Source organism: Sphingomonas sp. P2_B6, assembly GCF_056404755.1.
Map to the genome: position 1 here is coordinate 140,470 of NZ_JBFUDK010000002.1, position 18,727 is coordinate 159,196.

General features: G+C 66.9%; 14 protein-coding genes. 10 read left to right on the plus strand and 4 right to left on the minus strand.

Annotation, left to right across the window (positions count from 1 at the left end):
• Positions 1 to 6: 6 nt before the first annotated feature.
• From AC1DX5_RS03230 to AC1DX5_RS03260, 7 genes are all read left to right on the plus strand, one after another.
• The gene (locus tag AC1DX5_RS03230) at positions 7 to 1,662 is read left to right on the plus strand and encodes an electron transfer flavoprotein-ubiquinone oxidoreductase (RefSeq protein ID WP_478014153.1); all 1,656 of its coding nucleotides are present in this window, start codon (positions 7 to 9) and stop codon (positions 1,660 to 1,662) included.
• A 115-nt stretch (positions 1,663 to 1,777) separates the two neighbouring features.
• Entirely contained in the window at positions 1,778 to 3,259 is a 1,482-nt protein-coding gene (locus tag AC1DX5_RS03235; RefSeq protein ID WP_478014154.1) for a tetratricopeptide repeat protein, read from the plus strand.
• Positions 3,256 to 4,083, plus strand: coding sequence for a 4-(cytidine 5'-diphospho)-2-C-methyl-D-erythritol kinase (locus AC1DX5_RS03240; RefSeq protein WP_465176659.1), 828 nt, complete (start codon positions 3,256 to 3,258; stop codon positions 4,081 to 4,083). The genes AC1DX5_RS03235 and AC1DX5_RS03240 overlap by 4 nt, the downstream gene beginning before the upstream one ends.
• Position 4,084: 1 nt before the next feature.
• Positions 4,085 to 4,819, plus strand: a complete 735-nt coding sequence (locus AC1DX5_RS03245; RefSeq protein ID WP_465176660.1) for an N-formylglutamate amidohydrolase — start codon at positions 4,085 to 4,087, stop codon at positions 4,817 to 4,819.
• Between the two features lie 7 nt (positions 4,820 to 4,826).
• Entirely contained in the window at positions 4,827 to 6,548 is a 1,722-nt protein-coding gene (gene ilvD / locus AC1DX5_RS03250; protein WP_478014155.1) for a dihydroxy-acid dehydratase, read from the plus strand.
• Between the two features lie 45 nt (positions 6,549 to 6,593).
• Complete coding sequence (locus tag AC1DX5_RS03255; protein ID WP_478014156.1) at positions 6,594 to 7,985, plus strand: NAD(P)H-hydrate dehydratase; 1,392 nt, start codon at positions 6,594 to 6,596, stop codon at positions 7,983 to 7,985.
• Positions 7,982 to 9,166 (plus strand): class I SAM-dependent RNA methyltransferase, encoded by a 1,185-nt coding sequence (locus AC1DX5_RS03260; RefSeq protein ID WP_478014157.1) that lies wholly within the window; start codon positions 7,982 to 7,984, stop codon positions 9,164 to 9,166. Before AC1DX5_RS03255 ends, AC1DX5_RS03260 begins: the two co-directional genes overlap by 4 nt.
• Here AC1DX5_RS03260 and truA read toward each other — a convergent pair.
• Both truA and fmt read right to left on the minus strand, forming a co-directional pair.
• Positions 9,163 to 9,903, minus strand: coding sequence for a tRNA pseudouridine(38-40) synthase TruA (gene truA, locus AC1DX5_RS03265; protein ID WP_478014158.1), 741 nt, complete (start codon positions 9,901 to 9,903; stop codon positions 9,163 to 9,165). The two genes, AC1DX5_RS03260 and truA, sit on opposite strands and share 4 nt — an antisense overlap.
• Positions 9,900 to 10,805 (minus strand): methionyl-tRNA formyltransferase, encoded by a 906-nt coding sequence (fmt, locus tag AC1DX5_RS03270; protein WP_465173265.1) that lies wholly within the window; start codon positions 10,803 to 10,805, stop codon positions 9,900 to 9,902. Before fmt ends, truA begins: the two co-directional genes overlap by 4 nt.
• Before the next feature lie 53 nt (positions 10,806 to 10,858).
• On the opposite strand from fmt, the gene recR reads away from it, so the two are divergent.
• Together recR and def are read left to right on the plus strand one after the other, a co-directional pair.
• Positions 10,859 to 11,455, plus strand: a complete 597-nt coding sequence (recR, locus tag AC1DX5_RS03275) for a recombination mediator RecR (RefSeq protein ID WP_465173266.1) — start codon at positions 10,859 to 10,861, stop codon at positions 11,453 to 11,455.
• Between the two features lie 31 nt (positions 11,456 to 11,486).
• Complete coding sequence (def, locus tag AC1DX5_RS03280; RefSeq protein WP_478014159.1) at positions 11,487 to 12,017, plus strand: peptide deformylase; 531 nt, start codon at positions 11,487 to 11,489, stop codon at positions 12,015 to 12,017.
• Positions 12,018 to 12,038: 21 nt separating this feature from the next.
• On the opposite strand, the gene AC1DX5_RS03285 is transcribed toward def, so the two are convergent.
• Entirely contained in the window at positions 12,039 to 13,703 is a 1,665-nt protein-coding gene (locus tag AC1DX5_RS03285; RefSeq protein WP_478014344.1) for a formate--tetrahydrofolate ligase, read from the minus strand.
• A gap of 158 nt (positions 13,704 to 13,861) precedes the next feature.
• Between AC1DX5_RS03285 and AC1DX5_RS03290 the strand changes: the two genes are divergently transcribed.
• Positions 13,862 to 15,259, plus strand: a complete 1,398-nt coding sequence (locus AC1DX5_RS03290) for a DNA recombination protein RmuC (RefSeq protein ID WP_465173268.1) — start codon at positions 13,862 to 13,864, stop codon at positions 15,257 to 15,259.
• A 16-nt stretch (positions 15,260 to 15,275) separates the two neighbouring features.
• On the opposite strand, the gene AC1DX5_RS03295 is transcribed toward AC1DX5_RS03290, so the two are convergent.
• Positions 15,276 to 18,644, minus strand: a complete 3,369-nt coding sequence (locus AC1DX5_RS03295) for a PAS domain S-box protein (RefSeq protein ID WP_478014161.1) — start codon at positions 18,642 to 18,644, stop codon at positions 15,276 to 15,278.
• Between the last annotated feature and the right edge of the window lie 83 nt (positions 18,645 to 18,727).

An 18,727-nucleotide genomic window follows, 5' to 3' on the forward strand; every position in this document is an offset into this window, starting at 1 on the left:
ACGATAATGAGCGAACGCGAGTCCATGCCCTATGACGTCGTGATCGTCGGCGCCGGGCCTGCTGGCCTGTCCGCCGCGATCCGGCTGAAGCAGCTGGCGGCCGAAAAGGGCGGCGAAATCTCGGTCTGCGTGCTCGAAAAAGGCTCGGAGGTCGGCGCGCATATCCTGTCCGGCGCGGTGGTCGATCCCAAGGGGCTCGACGAACTGATCCCCGACTGGCGCGACAAGGGCTGTCCGCTGGCCGAGGTGCCGGTCACCGACAACCAGCACTGGATCCTGACGAAAAAGAAGAAGTTCGGCCTGCCGCATCTTCTCACCCCGCCTTTCATGCACAACAAGGGCACCTATACCGGGTCGCTCGGCAATCTGTGCCGCTGGCTGGCCGGCCAGGCGGAAGAACTCGGCGTCGAGATCTTTCCTGGCTTCGCCGCGGCCGAGGTGCTGTTCAATGAGGATGGGTCGGTCAAGGGCGTCGCGACCGGCGACATGGGCGTGGCGCGCGACGGCACGCACAAACCCGATTATACGCCAGGCCTCGAGCTCCACGCCAAGTACACCTTCCTCGGCGAGGGCGTGCGCGGGCATCTGAGCAAGGAACTGATCCGCACCTTCGACCTGGCGAAGGACGCGCAGCCGCAGGTCTATGGTCTCGGCATCAAGGAATTGTGGGACATCAAGCCGGAGCATCATGTTCCCGGCCGCGTCATCCACACCCAGGGCTGGCCGCTGTCCGACGGCACGAGCGGCGGCGGCTTTTTCTATCACCAGGCGAACGGGCAGGTCGCAATCGGCTTCGTCACCTGGCTCAACTATACCAACCCCTATGTCTCGCCGTTCCAGGAGATGCAGCGCTGGAAGACTCATCCCGCGATCGCGTCGATGCTGGAGGGCGGCAAGCGGGTCTCCTATGGCGCGCGGGCGATCAGCGACGGCGGCCTTCAGTCGGTGCCGAAGCTGGTCTTCCCGGGCGGGGCGCTGATCGGGGATTCGGCCGGTTTCCTCAATGTGCCCCGCATTAAGGGCAGCCACACCGCGGTGAAGAGCGGCATCATGGCGGCGGACGCGGCCTATGACGCGATCCAGGCCGGGCGGACGAGCGACGAACTGACCGCCTATCCCGAGGCGTTCGAGCAGAGCTGGGTGAAGAAGGAGCTCTCGATCGTCCGCAACGTGGTGCCGCTGGTAAAGACCTTCGGCGATTTCCTCGGATCGGGCCTGTCGGGCATCACCATGTGGCTGGAGAATTTCGGCATCAAGATGCCGTTCACGCTCAAGCATCACCCGGACAACGAGAGCCTGTGGCGCAAGGACCAGGTCAAGAAAATCGATTATCCCAAGCCCGACGGCGTGCTGACCTTCGACCGGCTTTCCTCGGTGTTCCTGTCGAACACCAATCATGAGGAGGACCAGCCGGTCCATCTGACGCTCAAGGACCCGACCATCCCGGTCGCCTATGATCTGCCGATGTACGACGAGCCGGCGCAGCGTTATTGCCCCGCGGGCGTTTACGAGATCGTGGGCGAGGAAAGCGGCGATCCGAAGTTCGTCATCAACGCGCAGAATTGCGTCCACTGCAAGACGTGCGACATCAAGGATCCCACCCAGAACATCAACTGGGTGGTGCCGGAAGGCGGCGGAGGACCGAATTATCCGAACATGTGATCGACTGGGCCTGACGCTGCTGGCGCTGACCGTCGCGACGCCCGCCTGGGCTGACCGCGGTGCGGACGATCTGGCCGCCTACGCCCGCGCCCGCGCCGCCGATGGCGACGGCCGGGTGGAGCAGGCCGCGGCGGGCTATGCCACTGCGCTGTCCGGCGCGCCGGGCAATCTAGCCATCGCGCGCCGGGCTTATCGGGAGGCGATGGAGGCCGGCGACGATGCCTTGGCCGACCGTGCGATCGTGACCCTGGATGCGGCGCGCGCAGCACCGCCGGACGCAATCCTGTTCAGCTATGCCGGGGCGGTGCGCGCGGGGGACAAGGCGGCTGCCGCCTCGATCCTGACGCGGATCGGCGCGGGGCCGTTCGATTTCGTGGCGAACCTGCTCGGTGCCTGGGCAGCGTTCGACGCCGGCGGCGATCCCGTCGCCAAGCTCAGCGAAGGCAAGGCAAATGCGGTCGCGCGTCGCTACACTGCGGAAAACCGCGCGCTGCTGTTGATCGCGACCGGCAAGGTCGATGAAGGCGCCCTTGCCCTTCAGGCGCTGCTCGGTGCCGATCAAGGCAGCCTCGACCTGCGGATCAATGCTGCTGAACTGTTCGCGGCCAAGGGGCGGGCCGATATCGCCAGGGCGCTGCTCACCGGCAGCGACAGCGCGGTGGTCGCGCTTCGCCGGACGATCGGGGATGGCGTGCCGCCGTCGAGCGCCTTCGGTGCCTCGCGGCTGTTTGCGCGGCTTGCCGCCGATCTGTCGGAGGGCGAGCCGTCTCCGATCGTCACGGCGCTGGCACGGGCGTCGCTTCGGCTCGATCCGGCGAATGACCGGGCGCGCATCCTCCTCGCCCAGGCGCTGGCACGGGGCGGGGCGAGCGATCGGGCGCTGACCCTGCTCGCGCAGGTCGAGCCGTCCAGTCCGTTTCATGAAGCGGGGCTTCAGGAGCGCGTGGCGGTGCTGAGCGGCGCGGGCGAGGGCGCCGGCGCGCTGGCCGCGGCGACGATCCTGTCCGGTCGCAAGGATGCCACCAGCATGGACGCGGCGCGGGTCGGCGATCTCCTGACCAGCGCCGGGCGTTTCGACGACGCGGCACGCGCTTATTCGCTCGCGATCAAGCGCTCCGGAGACGCGCCGTCCTGGACTCTGTTCCTGCAACTTGGCGGCGCGCTGGATCAGGCCGGCCGCTGGCCCGAGGCGCGCAAGGCACTGGAGCGCGCGGTCGACATGGCGCCCGACGAGGCGGTCGCGCTCAATTATCTGGGCTATGCCCGGCTCGAGCATGGCGAGGAACCCGCTGCCTCGATCGCGCTGCTGGAAAAGGCGAATGCGCTCCAGCCGGGCGACGCATCGATCATCGATTCGCTCGCCTGGGCCTATTTCCGGCGCGGTGACACGCGCAAGGCGCTGCCGATGCTGGAACTGGCCGCGCGCGGACAGCCGGCCAATGTGACGATCAACGAGCATCTCGGTGACGCCTATTGGTCGCTCGGGCGCCGTTACGAGGCGCGCTACGCGTGGCAGGCGGCTGCGATCGTCGCGGATGCCGAGGACGGGCCGCGGATCGCCGCCAAGATCGCCAACGGGCTTCGCGCAAAACCGTGATCGTCGAACAGGCTCCGGCCAAGATCAATCTGGCGCTGCACGTCCGCGCGCGGCGCGACGACGGCTATCATGAGATCGAGACCCTGTTCGCCTTTCTGCAGGACGGCGACGAGGTTCGGCTTGCCGAGGGACCGCCGTCCTTCGCCGTGGAAGGTCCCTTTGCCGGCGCGCTGGCGGGCGAAGGCGACAATCTCGTCACGCGCGCGGCCTATACCTATGCCACGGCCTTTTCCGCTCCGGCCGAAGGGGCATTCACCCTGGTGAAGCGCTTGCCGGTGGCATCCGGCATCGGCGGCGGATCGGCGGATGCTGCCGCGGCGTTGCGGGCACTGGCGCGGCGGGACGGCGTGGCGCTCGACGATCCGCGTCTGTTCGACATTGCTGACCGGCTCGGGTCGGACGTGCCCGCCTGCCTGCTCGGCCGCAGCGCGCTGGGGCGGGGCAGGGGCGAACAGCTCGAGCCCGTGGACGGCCTGACCGGCATGCCGGTGCTGCTGGTCAATCCGGGCGTCGCGGTCTCGACCGGGCCAGTCTTTGCTGCCTGGGATGGGCGGGACCGCGGGCCGATCGGCGAGGGGGCCCTGCTCGGCCGCGCCTTGCTTGGCCGCAACGACCTCGAAGCACCCGCTCGCAAGATCGCGCCGGCGATCGGCGAGGCGCTGGCGCTGCTGCTCGACAGCGACGGCACGCGGCTTGTGCGGATGTCCGGTTCGGGCGCCACCTGCTTTGCCCTGTATGACCGGCCCGAGGACCGCGCCACCGCGGCGCGCGCCATCCGCGCCATGCGTCCCGGCTGGTGGTGCCTCGAATCGACGCTCGCGTGATATGAGCGCGCCGATCATCCGGCCCGGCGCATCCGGCGGCATCCTGCTGATCTGCGATCATGCCTCGAATGCGGTGCCGGCGGGCGTCGACCTCGGCATTGGTACCGCTCTGTTCGACAAGCATATCGCGATCGATATCGGGGCGGGGCCGTTGACCGAGGCGCTGGCCGCGCGGCTGGGGGCGCCTGCGATCCTCGCGACGGTCTCACGGCTGGTGATCGATCTCCATCGCCAGCCCGATCATCCTTCGTTGATCCCGGCCACGAGCGACGGCCATGCGATCCCGGGCAATATCGATGCAGACCGGTCGGATCGGATCGTGCGCTTCCACGCACCTTATCACCGTGCGCTGGCGGCGCTGATCAAGGCGCAGCGGCCGACCTTGCTCGCCTCGATCCACAGCTTCACGCCCGAGCTGGAAAGTGGCGGGGGAGGGGCTCGGCCCTGGCATGCCGGCATCCTGTACAATCGTGATCGCCGCGCCGCCGACCTCGCCGTGGCGATGTTGCAGGCCGAAGGAATCGAGACTGGCGACAACGAGCCCTATTCCGGCCGGGTGCTCAATGCGACGCTCAACCGGCATGGTGAGGCCAATGGTATCCCGAGTCTCGCCATCGAAATCCGCAACGATCTGATCCGCGATGCAGCGGGTTTGGCGCGCTGGACCGACATTCTCGGGCCTATTCTGATAAAAATCAGCAATAGTCTTGCGCGAAAGGCCCCTCTGGCGACATAGGCGCCGCATGACTCACCAGTTCGACAAATCCAAGCTCCCGAGCCGGCACGTCTCGGTCGGCCCCGAGCGCGCCCCGCACCGCAGCTATTATTATGCGATGGGCATATCCGAGGAGGATATCGCCAAGCCGTTCGTGGCGCTCGCCAGCGCCGGCAACGACAGCGCGCCGTGCAATACCACGCTTGATGCGCAGGCCGATGCGGCACGTGCCGGCGTGATTCAGGGCGGCGGCATGCCGCGGCGCTTCAACACCATCACCGTTACCGACGGTATCGCGATGGGTCATCAGGGCATGAAGTCCTCGCTGGTCAGCCGCGAAGTGATCGCCGACTCGGTCGAGCTCAGCGTGCGCGGCCATTGCTACGACGCGCTGGTCGGCTTTGCCGGCTGCGACAAGTCGCTGCCGGGCATGATGATGGCGATGCTCCGCCTCAACGTGCCCAGCATCTTCGTCTATGGCGGGTCGATCCTGCCCGGCCGCTATCACGACCGTGACGTCACCGTGGTCGACGTGTTCGAGGCAGTCGGCCAGCACGCCGCCGGCAATTGCCCGCTCAAGGACCTGACCGAGCTGGAAAAGGTCGCGTGCCCGGGCCACGGTGCCTGTGGCGGCCAGTACACCGCCAACACCATGGCGTGCGTCGGCGAGGCGATCGGCCTGTCGCTGCCCAATTCGAACATGGTGCCGGCGCCCTACACGACGCGCGAGCAGATCGCCGTCGCGGCAGGCGCGCAGGTGATGGAACTGCTCGCCGCCAATATCCGCCCGCGCGACATCTGCACGCGCGAGGCGTTCATCAACGCGGCGCGCATCGTGGCGGCGACGGGGGGCTCGACCAACGGCGCGCTGCATCTGCCCGCCATGGCCAGCGAAGCAGGCATCGATTTCGACCTGTTCGACGTCGCGGAGATATTCAAATCAACGCCCTACATCGCTGACCTGAAGCCTGGCGGGAAGTATGTCGCCAAAGACATGTACGAGGCAGGCGGCGTCTACATGCTGATGAAGACGATGCTCGCCAATGGCCTGTTGTTCGGCGATTGCCTGACGGTCACCGGCAAGACGCTGGGAGAGAATATCGATCAGGTGACGTGGAACCCGGACCAGAAGGTCATCTACGATGTGAAGGCGCCGATCAGCCCGACTGGCGGTGTCGTCGGCCTGCGCGGCAGCCTCGCGCCCAATGGCGCGATCGTGAAGGTCGCCGGCATGCACCGGCTGCAGTTCAGCGGCCCGGCGCGGGTGTTCGACTGCGAGGAGGATACCTTCGCCGCGGTCGAGGCGCGGGAGATCAACGAAGGCGAAGTCGTCGTCATCCGCTATGAAGGTCCCAAGGGCGGCCCCGGCATGCGCGAGATGTTGTCCACCACCGCTGCGCTGTACGGCCTCGGCATGGGCGAGAAGGTGGCGCTGATCACTGACGGGCGCTTCTCCGGCGCAACCCGCGGGTTCTGCATCGGCCATGTCGGACCCGAGGCGGCCGATGGCGGCCCGATCGCTCTGGTCGAGAATGGCGACATCATCAGCATCGACGCAGAAGCCGGCACGATCGACCTTGATGTAGCCGAGGATGTGCTCGCCGAGCGCCGTGCCAAATGGGTGCCGCGCGCGCATGACTATCAATCCGGCGCGCTCTGGCGCTATGCGGCCACGGTCGGCCCTGCCTATAAGGGCGCGGTCACGCATCCTGGAGCGAGCGCCGAAACCCATGTCTATGCGGATATCTAGCGGAGCGGTGCTTGGGGCCCTGCGCGGGCCGTCGAACGAGATGCCATGACGTCGCTTGCCGGCAAGCCCCTGCTGACAGCCGCAGAAATGCGGGCCGCGGAGGAAGCGGCGATCGTCCGTGGAGCCACGGTGCAGGGCCTGATGGATCGCGCCGGCCGCGAGGTCGCGGAGATGGTCCGGCGCTTGGGCTCGGGCAACGATGTGCTTGTCCTGTGCGGGCCGGGGAATAACGGCGGAGACGGCTATGTCGCCGCAGCCGCCCTGCATGAAGCCGGTGTGCCGGTCCGTGTCGCGGCCAGCGCTGAGCCCCGCACCGATGCCGCGAAACACGCCCGTGCGCGGTGGAACGGGGAGGTCGAGACGCTAGATAGGGCCGCGCCAGCGCCGATCCTCGTGGATGCGCTGTTCGGAACCGGCCTGTCTCGCGCGCTCGACGAGGCGATCGTCGCCGATCTTGTCCGATTGCGCAACCGGGCAAGGCTGGCGATCGCGGTTGACTTGCCGAGCGGCGTCGCGACCGATGACGGGGCCGTGCTGAACCGGATTCCGGCGTTCGACCTGACGCTGGCGCTCGGTGCGGCCAAGCCTTCGCATCTGCTCTATCCCGCGGCGGGCCATTGCGGCACCGTTCGCGTCCTCGACATCGGCGTGACGGTATCGAGCAACGCCGCAATCCTCGGCGAGCCGCGCCTGCCCGCGCCGGGACCGGACTCCCACAAATATACACGCGGCATGGTTGCCATCATCGGCGGGGAGATGCCGGGCGCGGCCGAACTCGCGGCTCTGGCGGCGATGCGGGCAGGGGCAGGCTATGTCCTGTTGCTAGCCGACGGCACTGCCGGAGACCCGCATGCGATCGTTCGCAGGCGGTTCGCGGCGGAGGCACTGAACGACACGCGCATCGGGGCGGTGGTGATCGGGGTCGGCTTGGGGAGGGGCGCGGTCGCCGGAACGCGGCTGGATCTGGCGCTGGCGTCGTCCCGCCCCCTCGTCATCGACGGGGACGCGCTCCACCTTCTCGACGAGCACCGCTTGGCAAGGCTTCGCGCCCATGCCGCCCCGGTCGTGCTGACACCGCATGCGGGCGAATTCGATGCGTTGTTCGGCAAGGATGACGGCAGCAAGATCGACCGTGCCCGCGCGGCGGTGGCGAGTATCGGTGCGATCATCGTCTTCAAGGGGGCCGACACCGTCATCGCTGCGCCCGACGGTCAGGTTCGGGTTGCCCAAGGCGCGAGCCGATGGCTTTCAACCGCCGGAACCGGCGACGTGCTGGCCGGCGCCATCGGTGCGATGCTGGCGGCGCGGCCCGGCTCGGCGATCGATGCGGCCGGAGCCGGCGTCTGGCTTCACGGCGCGGCTGCCGCAAGGCTGGGCGCCGCCTTTATCGCTGACGATCTGGCTGAGGCCCTCAGCGCCGCTCGGGCCACGTTGTGAGCGACACGATCGTCCGGGTCGCCGCGCGGGGCGACGGCATCACCGCCAATGGTCGGCATGCGGCGCTGGCGGCGCCCGGCGACATGTTGACGGCGGAGGGGCAGGTTGTCCCCGGCCCGCATCATCAGGTCCCGCCATGCCGCCATTTTCCGACCTGTGGCGGCTGCCAGCTCCAGCATCTCGACGATGAGAGCTATGCGCGCTTTATCGGCGATCGCATCGCCGGGGCGCTCGAGGCGCAGGGTCTGGCCGGCGATATCCGGCCCGCCGCACTGTCGCCGCCCCACACCCGGCGCCGCGCGGCGCTACAGGCCGAGGCCAAGGCCGGGCGTGTCCGGATCGGCTTCAGCGAAGGATCGAGCCATGCACTGGTCGATCTCCAGGAGTGCTGGATCCTGACGCCAACCTTGTTCGCGCTGGTGGCGCCGTTGCGCGGGCTGCTCGGGCGCTTCCTCAAGGCCAATCGGCGCGCCCGGCTGCATCTCACCGAAGCGGATCAGGGCATCGACCTGCTGATCGAGGGCATCGAAGCGGAAGGGCTGGAAGCGGCCGAGGCGATCACGGCGTTTTGCCAACGCCACGGCGTCGCGCGGCTGTCGATCGACAATGGCTTGGGCCCGGAGACGCGGTGGGAGCCGGAGCCGGTCACCATCACGCTGGCGGGTGTGCCCGTGCCGATGCCGCACAATTCCTTCCTGCAAGCGACGCGGGAGGGGGAGGCGTCGCTGGTCGCCGCGGTGCGCGAGGCGATCGGGCGAGCGGGGACGGTGGCCGATCTCTTCTCCGGCCTCGGCACGTTCGCGCTGGCGCTATCGGCGCGCGTCTATGCGGCGGAGGCGGCGCGTGACGCCATCCTGTCACTCAAGGGGGCGGGCGCTCGCGCCGGGCGGCAACTGTTTGCCGATCATCGCGACCTGTTCCGCCGGCCGTTGACGACGGCGGAGTGCGACCGGTTCGACGCGATCATACTCGATCCGCCCCGGGCAGGCGCGCGCGAGCAGGTGGTGCAACTGGCCGAGGCGAAGACGCCAGTCATTGCCTATGTTTCGTGCAATCCCAGCAGCTTCGCGCGCGACGCGGAGATATTGTGCAAGGGTGGATATACGCTGGAATGGATTCAGCCGGTTGGGCAGTTCCGCTGGTCGACGCATGTGGAACTGGCGGCAAAGTTCAGCCGCTAGGGATAGTCCGCCCGCAGGAAATATAGTCCATCGGGAGGCGCGTTGAGACCGAGTTGCGACCTGTCCCGCGCCTCAAGAGCTGCCTGCATGTCGTCGGGCGACCATTTTCCCTGCCCGACCAGCCCGAGGCAGCCAACCATCGACCTTACCTGATGATGCAGGAACGAACGGGCCGAAGCGAACACGCTGATCCGGTCGCCACTGGCCACCACGTCCAACCGATCCAGCGTCCGTAACGGGCTGTCCGCCTGGCAATGTGCCGAGCGGAAGGTGGTGAAGTCGTGCCGGCCGACAAGGCGCGCGGCACCCTCTGCCATGGCGCCCGCATCGAGCGGTGTCGGAACGCGCCAGGCCAGTCCGTTCTCGAAGGTCAGCGGCGCGCGCCGAGTGACGATGCGATATTCATAATGACGCGCCAGGCAGGAAAAACGGGCATGCCATTCGTCCGGTACGATCTCGCACGCCAGGACCGCGACCGGTGCTGGGCGCACGACGGCGTTTAGCGCTTCCATCAGGCGGAACGGCGTGATCGTCCGTTCGATATCGACATGCGCGCGCATGCCGGTCGCATGGACACCGGCATCGGTACGCCCGGCGGCATGGACCGCTACGGCCTCGCCGGTGATCTGCAGCGCGGCCGCCTCGATTGCTTCCTGCACGCTCGGCCCGTGCGCCTGGCGCTGCCAGCCCATGAAAGGTCGGCCGTCATATTCCACGGTCAGCGCAAAGCGCGTCATGAGAGTTGGGTTCCGGGTGGTATCGTGAAACCGCGGAGCAGCTCCGATGACGTCATGACGCCGCGTCCCGCGCGTTGCAGCAGCGTCGGACGGATTGCGCCGTCGTTGCAGGCAATGGCCAGTCGCTCGTCGAGAACCCGACCCTCCGTGCCGCGATCGGGCAGCACATCGGCGGCAAGTACCCGGATTCGCTCCGCGCCGAGCTCGAAAAAGGCGCCTGGGACTGGGTTGAACGCCCGAACCTGCCGCTCGACGTCGGCCGCGCTCCGGGAGAAGTCGATCCGTGCCTCGGCCTTGTCGATCTTGGGGGCGTAAGTCACGCCCTGCTCGGGTTGCGGCACCGAAGGATAAGCGGTCAGGTTGCCGAGCACCTCGACCATCAACATTGCCCCCATCGCGCTCAGTTCGTCGGTCAGGGCGCCGGCGGTCTTGCCGTCAATCGGCGTCCTCCCCTCGAGCCGCACCGGCCCGGTATCGAGCCCGGCTTCCATCTGCATGATGCCGACACCGGTCTCGGCATCGCCGGCGAGGATCGCGCGCTGAATCGGCGCGGCACCGCGCCAGCGGGGCAGGAGCGAGGCATGGACGTTGAGGCAGCCCAGCGATGGCGCTTCGAGCACCGCGCGCGGCAGGATGAGGCCGTACGCCGCCACCACCGCCACATCTGCCCCGAACGACGCGAATTCGGCCTGGGCGTCAGGATCGCGGAGCGACACCGGCGTTCGCACGGCGATGCCGAGCGCCTCGGCACGCGCCTGGACGGGGGAGGGCGTCAGCGCCTTGCCGCGCCCGGCACGGCGCGGTGGCTGGCTGTACGCCGCGACGACGTCATGGCCTGCATCCACCAGCGCCTGAAGCACTGGCACCGAGAATTCGGGCGTTCCCATGAAGACGATCCGCATGGTTACGCTCTGGCCGCTTGGCAGAGGGGCACGCAACCCCCTATCTGTTCTCCATGGCATCTCCCGAGATCGAAGCCCTCACTCAAGCGCTGGCCCGGTTGCCCGGTCTCGGGCCGCGATCGGCGCGGCGCGCGGTGCTTCACCTGCTCAAGAAGCGCGAGGTCGCGCTCGGTCCATTGCTGTCTGCCCTCACCGCGGTTGAGGAAAGGCTCTCAACCTGTTCGATTTGCGGTAATATCGATACGATTGATCCCTGCGGGGTCTGCGCCGACCCGCGCCGCGATGCGCGGTCGCTCTGCGTCGTGGAGGAAGTGGCCGATCTCTGGGCACTCGACCGCTCGCGGCTGTTCCCGGGGCGGTTTCATGTTCTTGGCGGACGGCTGTCGGCGCTGGAAGGGGTTCGCCCGGAGGATCTGAGCATCGATTCGCTGGTCCGCCGTATCGAGGCCGGCGGCATCGACGAGGTCGTGCTGGCGATGAACGCCACCCTGGAGGGCCAGACCACGGCGCATTACATCGCCGAACGGATCGAGCGCTTCCCGATCCGCGTCACGCAGCTCGCGCACGGCCTGCCGGTCGGCGGCGAGCTGGACTATCTCGACGAGGGCACGCTGGCCCAGGCACTGCGGGCTCGTCGACCTGTCGCTTGACGGCGGGCCCGCGCTTTCCTAGCTCGCCTGCATGTCTGTTCTGGAAATCCTCGAAGTCCCGCATCCGGGCCTGCGCGCCGTTGCCAAGCCGGTCGACACGATCGACGACGCTGTCCGCACGATCGTCTCCGACATGTTCGACACCATGTATGACGCACGGGGCATCGGCCTTGCCGCGACTCAGGTCGGCATCGAGCAGCGCATCGTCGTGATCGACTTGCAGGAACCCGAAAGCGACGCGGAAGACGCCAAGCCCGTGCGCACGCCTCTGGTCTATATCAACCCGGAGCTGGTCTCGGTCAGCGAGGAGACGTCGATCTACAACGAAGGCTGTCTGTCGATCCCGGAGCAATATGCCGAGGTCGAGCGCCCGACGCGGTGCCGGGTGAAATGGCTGGACCTCGATGGGACCGTCCATGAGGATGATTTCGATGGGTTGCTCTCGACCTGCATCCAGCATGAGATCGACCATCTGAACGGCGTGCTGTTCATTGACCACATCTCCCGCCTGAAGCGCGACATGGTGCTGAAGAAGCTCGCCAAGGCCCGCAAGGCGGCCTGATCTTACTCGCCGGGCCTGTCGTTAGAACAGGCCCTCGATCTCCCCATCGACCCCGAACCGGATCGATTCGGCTGCCGGCACGCGCGGCAGGCCGGGCATCGTCATGATCTCCCCGCAAATCGCCACCACGAAGCCCGCGCCGGCCGCCAGACGCACTTCGCGTACCGGCACGACATGGCCGGTCGGCGCCCCCAGCTTCGCGGGATCGGTCGAGAAGCTGTACTGAGTCTTGGCCATGCACACCGGCAGATGGCCGAACCCGGCATCCTCCCAGCGCTTGAGCTGCGCGCGGACACTCGGATCGGCGATCGCTTCCTCGGCGCGGTAGATGCGCGTCGCGACGGTGTTGATCTTCTCGAACAGCGACAGATCGTCGTCATAGATCGGCGCGAATTGCGGCGTGGCATGGTCGCACAGATCGGCGACCCTGGCGGCCAATGCTTCCGCACCGGCACCGCCGTCCGTCCAGTGCGTGCACAGGACCGCCTCGGACCCGTGGCTGGCCGCGATATCGCGGATCACGTCGATCTCGGCCTCGGTGTCCGTCCCGAAGAAGTTGATCGCGACGACCGCCGGAACACCGAACTGCCGCACATTCTCGATATGTCGCGCCAGGTTGACGCCGCCGCGCCGCACTGCCTCGACATCAGGTGTGGCGAGATCGGCCTTGGCCACGCCACCATTCATCTTCAGCGCCCGCACCGTCGCGACGATCACCGCGGCGGCGGGTTTCAGGCCCGATTGCCGGCATTTGATGTCGAAGAACTTCTCCGCGCCCAGATCGGCGCCAAAGCCGGCCTCGGTCACGACATAGTCGCCGAGCCCGAGTGCCGCGCGCGTGGCGATCACCGAGTTGCAGCCATGCGCGATATTGGCGAAGGGTCCGCCATGGACGAAGGCGGGATTGCCCTCCAGCGTTTGCACCAGGTTGGGCTTGATCGCCTGGGCGAGCAGCACCGCCATCGCGCCGTCCGCCTTGAGGTCGCGCGCCGTCACCGGGCGCTTGTCGCGTGTATAGGCGACAACGATCCGGCCGAGCCGGTCCTCAAGGTCCTCCAGCCCGCTCGCCAGGCACAGGATGGCCATCACTTCCGACGCGACGGTGATGTCGAAGCCGGATTCGCGCGGATACCCATTGGCCGGGCCGCCCAGGGACTGGGCGATGTCGCGCAGCGCCCGGTCGTTCATGTCGAGCACGCGACGCCACACGATGCGGCGAACGTCGATGTCGAGCGCATTCCCCCAATGGACATGGTTGTCGATCAKCGCCGMSAGGAGGTTGTGCGCGSTGGTGATGGCRTGGAAATCGCCGGTGAAATGGAGGTTSATGTCCTCCATCGGCCCTACCTGAGCGTAGCCGCCGCCGGTCGCGCCGCCCTTGGTGCCGAAACAGGGGCCGAGCGATGGCTCGCGCAGGCACAGCACCGTCTTGCGGCCGATGCGGTTGAGGCCGTCGGCGAGGCCGACCGAAGTGGTCGACTTGCCTTCGCCGGCCGGCGTTGGGCTGATCGCGGTGACCAGGATCAGCTTGCCGACCTGTCCGGTCGCCGGAACGCGCGCCAGATCGATCTTCGCCTTGAAATGCCCATAGGGCTCGACCGCCTCGGGCGGGATGGCGAGCCGGGCGGCGATGTCGTTGATGGGTTTCAGGGTGGCGGCGCGCGAGATGGCGATGTCGGTCAGCATGGCGCGCAGTCGTAGCGAACGGCCGGCCGGCCGCAAGCTCGGCATGATCCTATTTTGCGACGACTCAGCCATGATCGGCGCGGCCAACCGAAACCCGCGGCACTTGTTAACGCGGCCCCGGGGCGGTAAGTTCGCGCTTCGTTCCGGAGGAGCAGAAGTTGGACCCGATTACCCTCGTCATTATCGTTTTTGCCATCCTGGGGGCGTTGGCCATCGGCTGGTGGCTGGGCAAGCGCGGCGTGGCCGAGATCCGGGCCGAACTCGACGCGCGTACCGAGGAGTTCAAGCGCGCGATCATCGACCTGGCGGGGGCGGAAGAACGGGCTCGCACGGCGGCGCAGCTTCGCGACCAGCTCGACATCACCCGCGAGGAGCGGGACGGTTTCCGTACCGAGAACGCCACGCTTCGCGCTCATGCCGAGGCGTTCGAAGCGCGGCTCGCTGAATTCAAGAACTCGCGCGAGGCGATGACGGGTCATTTCAACGAGACCGCCGCAAAGCTGCTCAACGACGCGCAGAGGCAGTTCCTCGAACGGGCCGAGGCCCGCTTCAAGCAATCCGAGGAGACGGCCGGCCAGAACCTCAAATCGATGCTCCAGCCCGTCAGCGACCGCCTGCTGAAATATGAGGAAACCGTCACCAAGGTGGAGAATGAGCGCAAGGGCGCGTTCGACCAGCTCAAGGGCCAGCTAGAGGGCCTGCGCGTCGGGCAGGAGAAGGTCAGCAGCGAAGCGGCCAAGCTGGTCAACTCGCTGCGCAACGCGCCGAAATCGCGCGGCCGCTGGGGTGAGCAGCAGCTCAAGAATGTGTTGGAAACCTGTGGGTTATCCGAACATACCGATTTCCAGACTGAAGTCAGCATTTCCGGCGGCGACGAGGGTGGGCGGCTTCGCCCGGATGCCATTATCAAGGTGCCGGGCGGGCGATCGCTGGTGATCGACGCCAAAGTCTCGCTCAACGCCTATCAGGATGCGTTCGGCTCGGTCGACGAGGCGCAGCGGACGATCGGCCTGGCGGCGCATGCTGCCTCGATGCGCGCGCACGTCAACGGCCTGGGCAACAAGGCCTATTGGAGCCAGTTCGCCGATGCGCCCGATTATGTGATCATGTTCGTGCCGGGTGAGCATTTCCTCTCCGCCGCGCTCGAACATGATCCGACCTTGTGGGATTTCGCTTTCGAGAAGCGCGTGCTGCTGGCCACACCGACCAACCTGATCGCGATCGCGCGCACTGTCTCCGCCGTGTGGCGGCAGGAACGACTCGCCAAGGAAGCGCGCCAGATCGGCGAACTGGGCAAGGAGCTGTATGATCGGCTGGCCAAGGCAGCGGGCGATCTGCGCAAGGTGGGTGGCGGACTGACGTCAGCGGTGAACAACTACAATGTTTTCGTCAGCAGCTTCGAAAGCCGGACTCTGGTGACCGCCCGCAAGCTGCGCGACCTCAATATCGAGCCCGGCGCGCGTGAGATCGAAGGTGTCGAACCGGTCGAAGCACTGGCGCGCTATGGCGACACGCCGATCCTGATCGATGGTTCGCTGAACGAAGCCGCGGAGTAACCAATCGAGGCAGCATCTACCGGTCGAGCATCTCCCGCACCTTGTTGCCCAGCGCGACGACAGTGAAGGGCTTGGTGATCACTTCCATGCCCGGGTCGAGCAGGCCGTTTCCGACGGCCGCATTCTCGGCATAGCCGGTGATGAAGAGAATTTTCAGGTCCGGCCGCGTGATGCGCGCCGCGTCCGCGACCTGGCGGCCGTTCAACCCGCCGGGCAGCCCGACATCGGTGACCAGCAGGTCGATACGCGCGGCGGACTGGATGATTTTCAGCCCGGCGGGCCCGTCCGCGGCCTCCATGACGGCATAGCCGGCGTCCTCGAGGATCTCGACCGCGAGCTGTCGCACGATCGCCTCGTCGTCGATCACCAGCACGGTTTCGCCATGACCCTGGTCTGCGAATTCCTGCTCGCCTTCGTCGCCTGCGCCGAGTTCCCCCGTGAAACGCGGGAAATACAGACACATCGTCGTGCCCTTTCCCGGCTCCGAGTAGATCCGCACCTGTCCGCCCGACTGGCGGACGAAGCCGTGGATCATCGACAGGCCGAGCCCCGTCCCCTGGCCGATCGGTTTCGTCGTGAAGAACGGGTCGAACGCCTTGGCCACGATATCCGGCGTCATGCCGGATCCGGTATCGGTCACGCACAGCGATACATATTGGCCGGGTGGCAATTCCCGATCGCGCGCGGCGCGATCGTCGAGCCATTTGTTGGCGGTCTCGATCGTGATGCGCCCATGGCCCGCCATCGCGTCGCGCGCGTTGATCGCCAGATTGAGCAGCGCGTTCTCGAGCTGGGAGGTATCGACCCGGGTCAGCCATAGTCCGCCCGCGCCGACGACTTCCACGTCGACGCTGGGGCCGACGGTACGGCGGATCAGGTCCTCGAGACCGGCGATCAGGCGATTGACGTCAGTAGGCCGGGGGTCGAGAGTCTGGCGGCGGGAGAAGGCGAGGAGGCGCTGAGTCAGCGACGCGGCGCGACGGGTCGCGTCCTGTGCGCCACCGATATACCGTTCCAGTCCGGCCAACCGACCCTGGCCGATGCGCAATTCGAGCAGTTCGAGATTGCCGCCAATACCAGCGAGCAAATTGTTGAAATCATGGGCGATACCGCCGGTGAGCTGACCCACTGCCTCCATCTTCTGCGATTGGCGAAGGGCCTCCTGCGCCAGTTGCAGTTCGCGTTCGCGAGCCTTGTCCTCGCTCAGGTCGCGTCCAACGGCGATGAAATGGACGCCGTCCGGCTCCGGCGACACCGTCCAGCCGATCGGAATCCACTCGCCGTCGGCCGACAGGATGCGGTTCTCGAACCGGGTCGGCTGCCCCGTCCGGCCCATTTCCTCCAGCGCGCTGGTCACGGCCGGCACATTGTCGGGGTGGATGATATCGGCATAGGGGTTGGTCAGCAGCTCCTGCTCGGACCAGCCCAGTACCTTGGTCCAGGCGGGGTTCACCGCCACCATGCCGCCCTGATAGTCGGCACGTGCCAGCATGTCCTCCGACAGCGTCCATAACCGGTCGCGCTCGGCCTCGGCGGCTTTTTCCTCGGTGATGTCACGCCCGTTACAATAGACCATGCCGTCTTCGGGGATGCCGACCCAGGAAATCCAGCGATAGCCGCCGTCCTTGCAGCGATAGCGGTTGGGAAAGCGGATCGCCGGCTCGCCCTGCTGAGTCAGCTGGAAGCCGCCACGCGTGCGTTCGACATCGTCGGGATGAAGCATTTCGAAGATCGACATGCCTGCGACCTCCTCCTCGCTCCAGCCGAGCAGGCTCTTCCACGCCGGGTTCGACGTTTCGAAATAACCCTGTGAATTCAGCGCACCGAGAAGATCGGGACTGAGATGCCAGGTCATGCCGCGTGCCTGGGTACGCTCGATCACCTGACGTTCGAGATCGGCGTTGAGCGCGCGCAGGGCTTCTTCGCTGCGGACCTGATCGGTGACGTCATGACCCTCGGCGAAAATGCCGGTGATCGTCCCATCGCCTTCGACGATCGGTTGGTAGACGAGATTGAGGAAACGTTTCTCCAGTGGACTGCCCGGCTCCCGCTGCAGGTCGACCGCCATGTTCTGCCCGACAAAAGGCTGGCCCGTACGATAGACCTGGTCGAGCAGGTCGAAGAAACCCTGGCCGCCGATCTCCGGCAGCGCCTCGCGCACCGGCATGTCGAGCACATGGCGGTGGCCGATCAGCTGGAGATAGGCTTCGTTCATGAACTCGAACACATGGTCGGGGCCACGCAGCACGCACATGAAGCCCGGCGCGCGCTGGAACAGGGCGCGAAGGCGGTCACGTTCGTGCGTGCGGGCCTCGACCTCCGAGGCAAGGCGTGCATTGACCTGCCGCAACGCCTCCGCCGCCGCTTCGCGGAGCCGGCCGGCTTCGGCGAGCGCGGCGGCACGGCTACGCTCGCTTTCATAAGCCTCGGCACTGGCCAGCGCGGACGAGATCTGACCGGCGAGAAGGTCGAGATACCCGAGATAGTCGGCATCCGCGCGGCGATGTGGGTTGAGCCCGACTACCAGGGCGCCGACCGGAAACTCACTGCCGCTACGTTGTAACGGAAGCACCACTGCGTGCTCGGGCGGCTTGTTCCAGGCGCCGCGCGGGAGTGCCTCGCTGTCGGCGAGCGACACGATCGCCTGGCCCCCGGCAAGTGGCCAGGGCGAGATTTCGTCGAGCCGGATCCGGGTGGGGGCCGCGGCGTGCGGTGCGCCGAAGCCGGTCTGCTCGATCAACCGCGCGACGTCGTCCTCGAACAGATAGAGGAGCGTGAAGGGGAGATCGTGCGGGTTGCCGGCCAGGCGCGCACTAGTGGCGCTGGTTACCGCCGATATCGTGTCCATCCCGGTCAGGTCCGACGCAAGCGCCCGAAGCGTTTCGAGCCGGCGGGCGGTGATGATGCGATCGGTTTCCTCGACCACGGCGCACAGCAGGCCGCCCACGGCGCCGCTATCGTCGAAGATCGGGCTGTAGGAGAAGGTGTGATAGGTCTCCTCGCTATAACCGCTGCGTTCGAGCAACAGCAGCAGCGCCTGGCTCCAGGTGGCCTCGCCGGTTTCATAGACCGATTGGATCAACGGCCCGACATCCGACCATATTTCCGACCATAGAACCGATGTCGGCGTCGCCAGGCCGCGCGGATGCTTCAGGCCGAGCGTGGGGCGATAAGCGTCATTATAAAGGAAGGCGACGTCGGGACCCCAGCCGATCCACATGTCGAACTTGCTGGTAAGCAGAATGCGGACGGCGACGCGCAACGCCTCGGGCCAGTGGGCGACCGGCCCGAGCGAGGTTTGCGACCAATCCTTGGCGCGCATCAGCGACGCCATTTCACTGGCGCCGATGAAGACGTCCGAACCCTGGTTCGACGGGAGGCCCATCAGGCGCGCCCGCGCCGGTTCAGCGGCCCGTTCCGGCCGGCCGGATCCACTATCTTATCGAGCCCCCCTCTGCAATTATTGCA

Coding starts and splice junctions, on each gene's coding strand:
- AC1DX5_RS03230 (WP_478014153.1), top strand. CDS start 7: ATGAGCGAACGCGAGTCCATGCCCTATGACGTCGTGATCGTCGGCGCC.
- def (WP_478014159.1), top strand. CDS start 11,487: ATGTCTGTTCTGGAAATCCTCGAAGTCCCGCATCCGGGCCTGCGCGCC.
- AC1DX5_RS03255 (WP_478014156.1), top strand. CDS start 6,594: ATGACGTCGCTTGCCGGCAAGCCCCTGCTGACAGCCGCAGAAATGCGG.
- ilvD (WP_478014155.1), top strand. CDS start 4,827: ATGACTCACCAGTTCGACAAATCCAAGCTCCCGAGCCGGCACGTCTCG.
- AC1DX5_RS03295 (WP_478014161.1), bottom strand. CDS start 18,644: ATGGGCCTCCCGTCGAACCAGGGTTCGGACGTCTTCATCGGCGCCAGT.
- truA (WP_478014158.1), bottom strand. CDS start 9,903: ATGACGCGCTTTGCGCTGACCGTGGAATATGACGGCCGACCTTTCATG.
- recR (WP_465173266.1), top strand. CDS start 10,859: ATGGCATCTCCCGAGATCGAAGCCCTCACTCAAGCGCTGGCCCGGTTG.
- AC1DX5_RS03245 (WP_465176660.1), top strand. CDS start 4,085: ATGAGCGCGCCGATCATCCGGCCCGGCGCATCCGGCGGCATCCTGCTG.
- fmt (WP_465173265.1), bottom strand. CDS start 10,805: ATGCGGATCGTCTTCATGGGAACGCCCGAATTCTCGGTGCCAGTGCTT.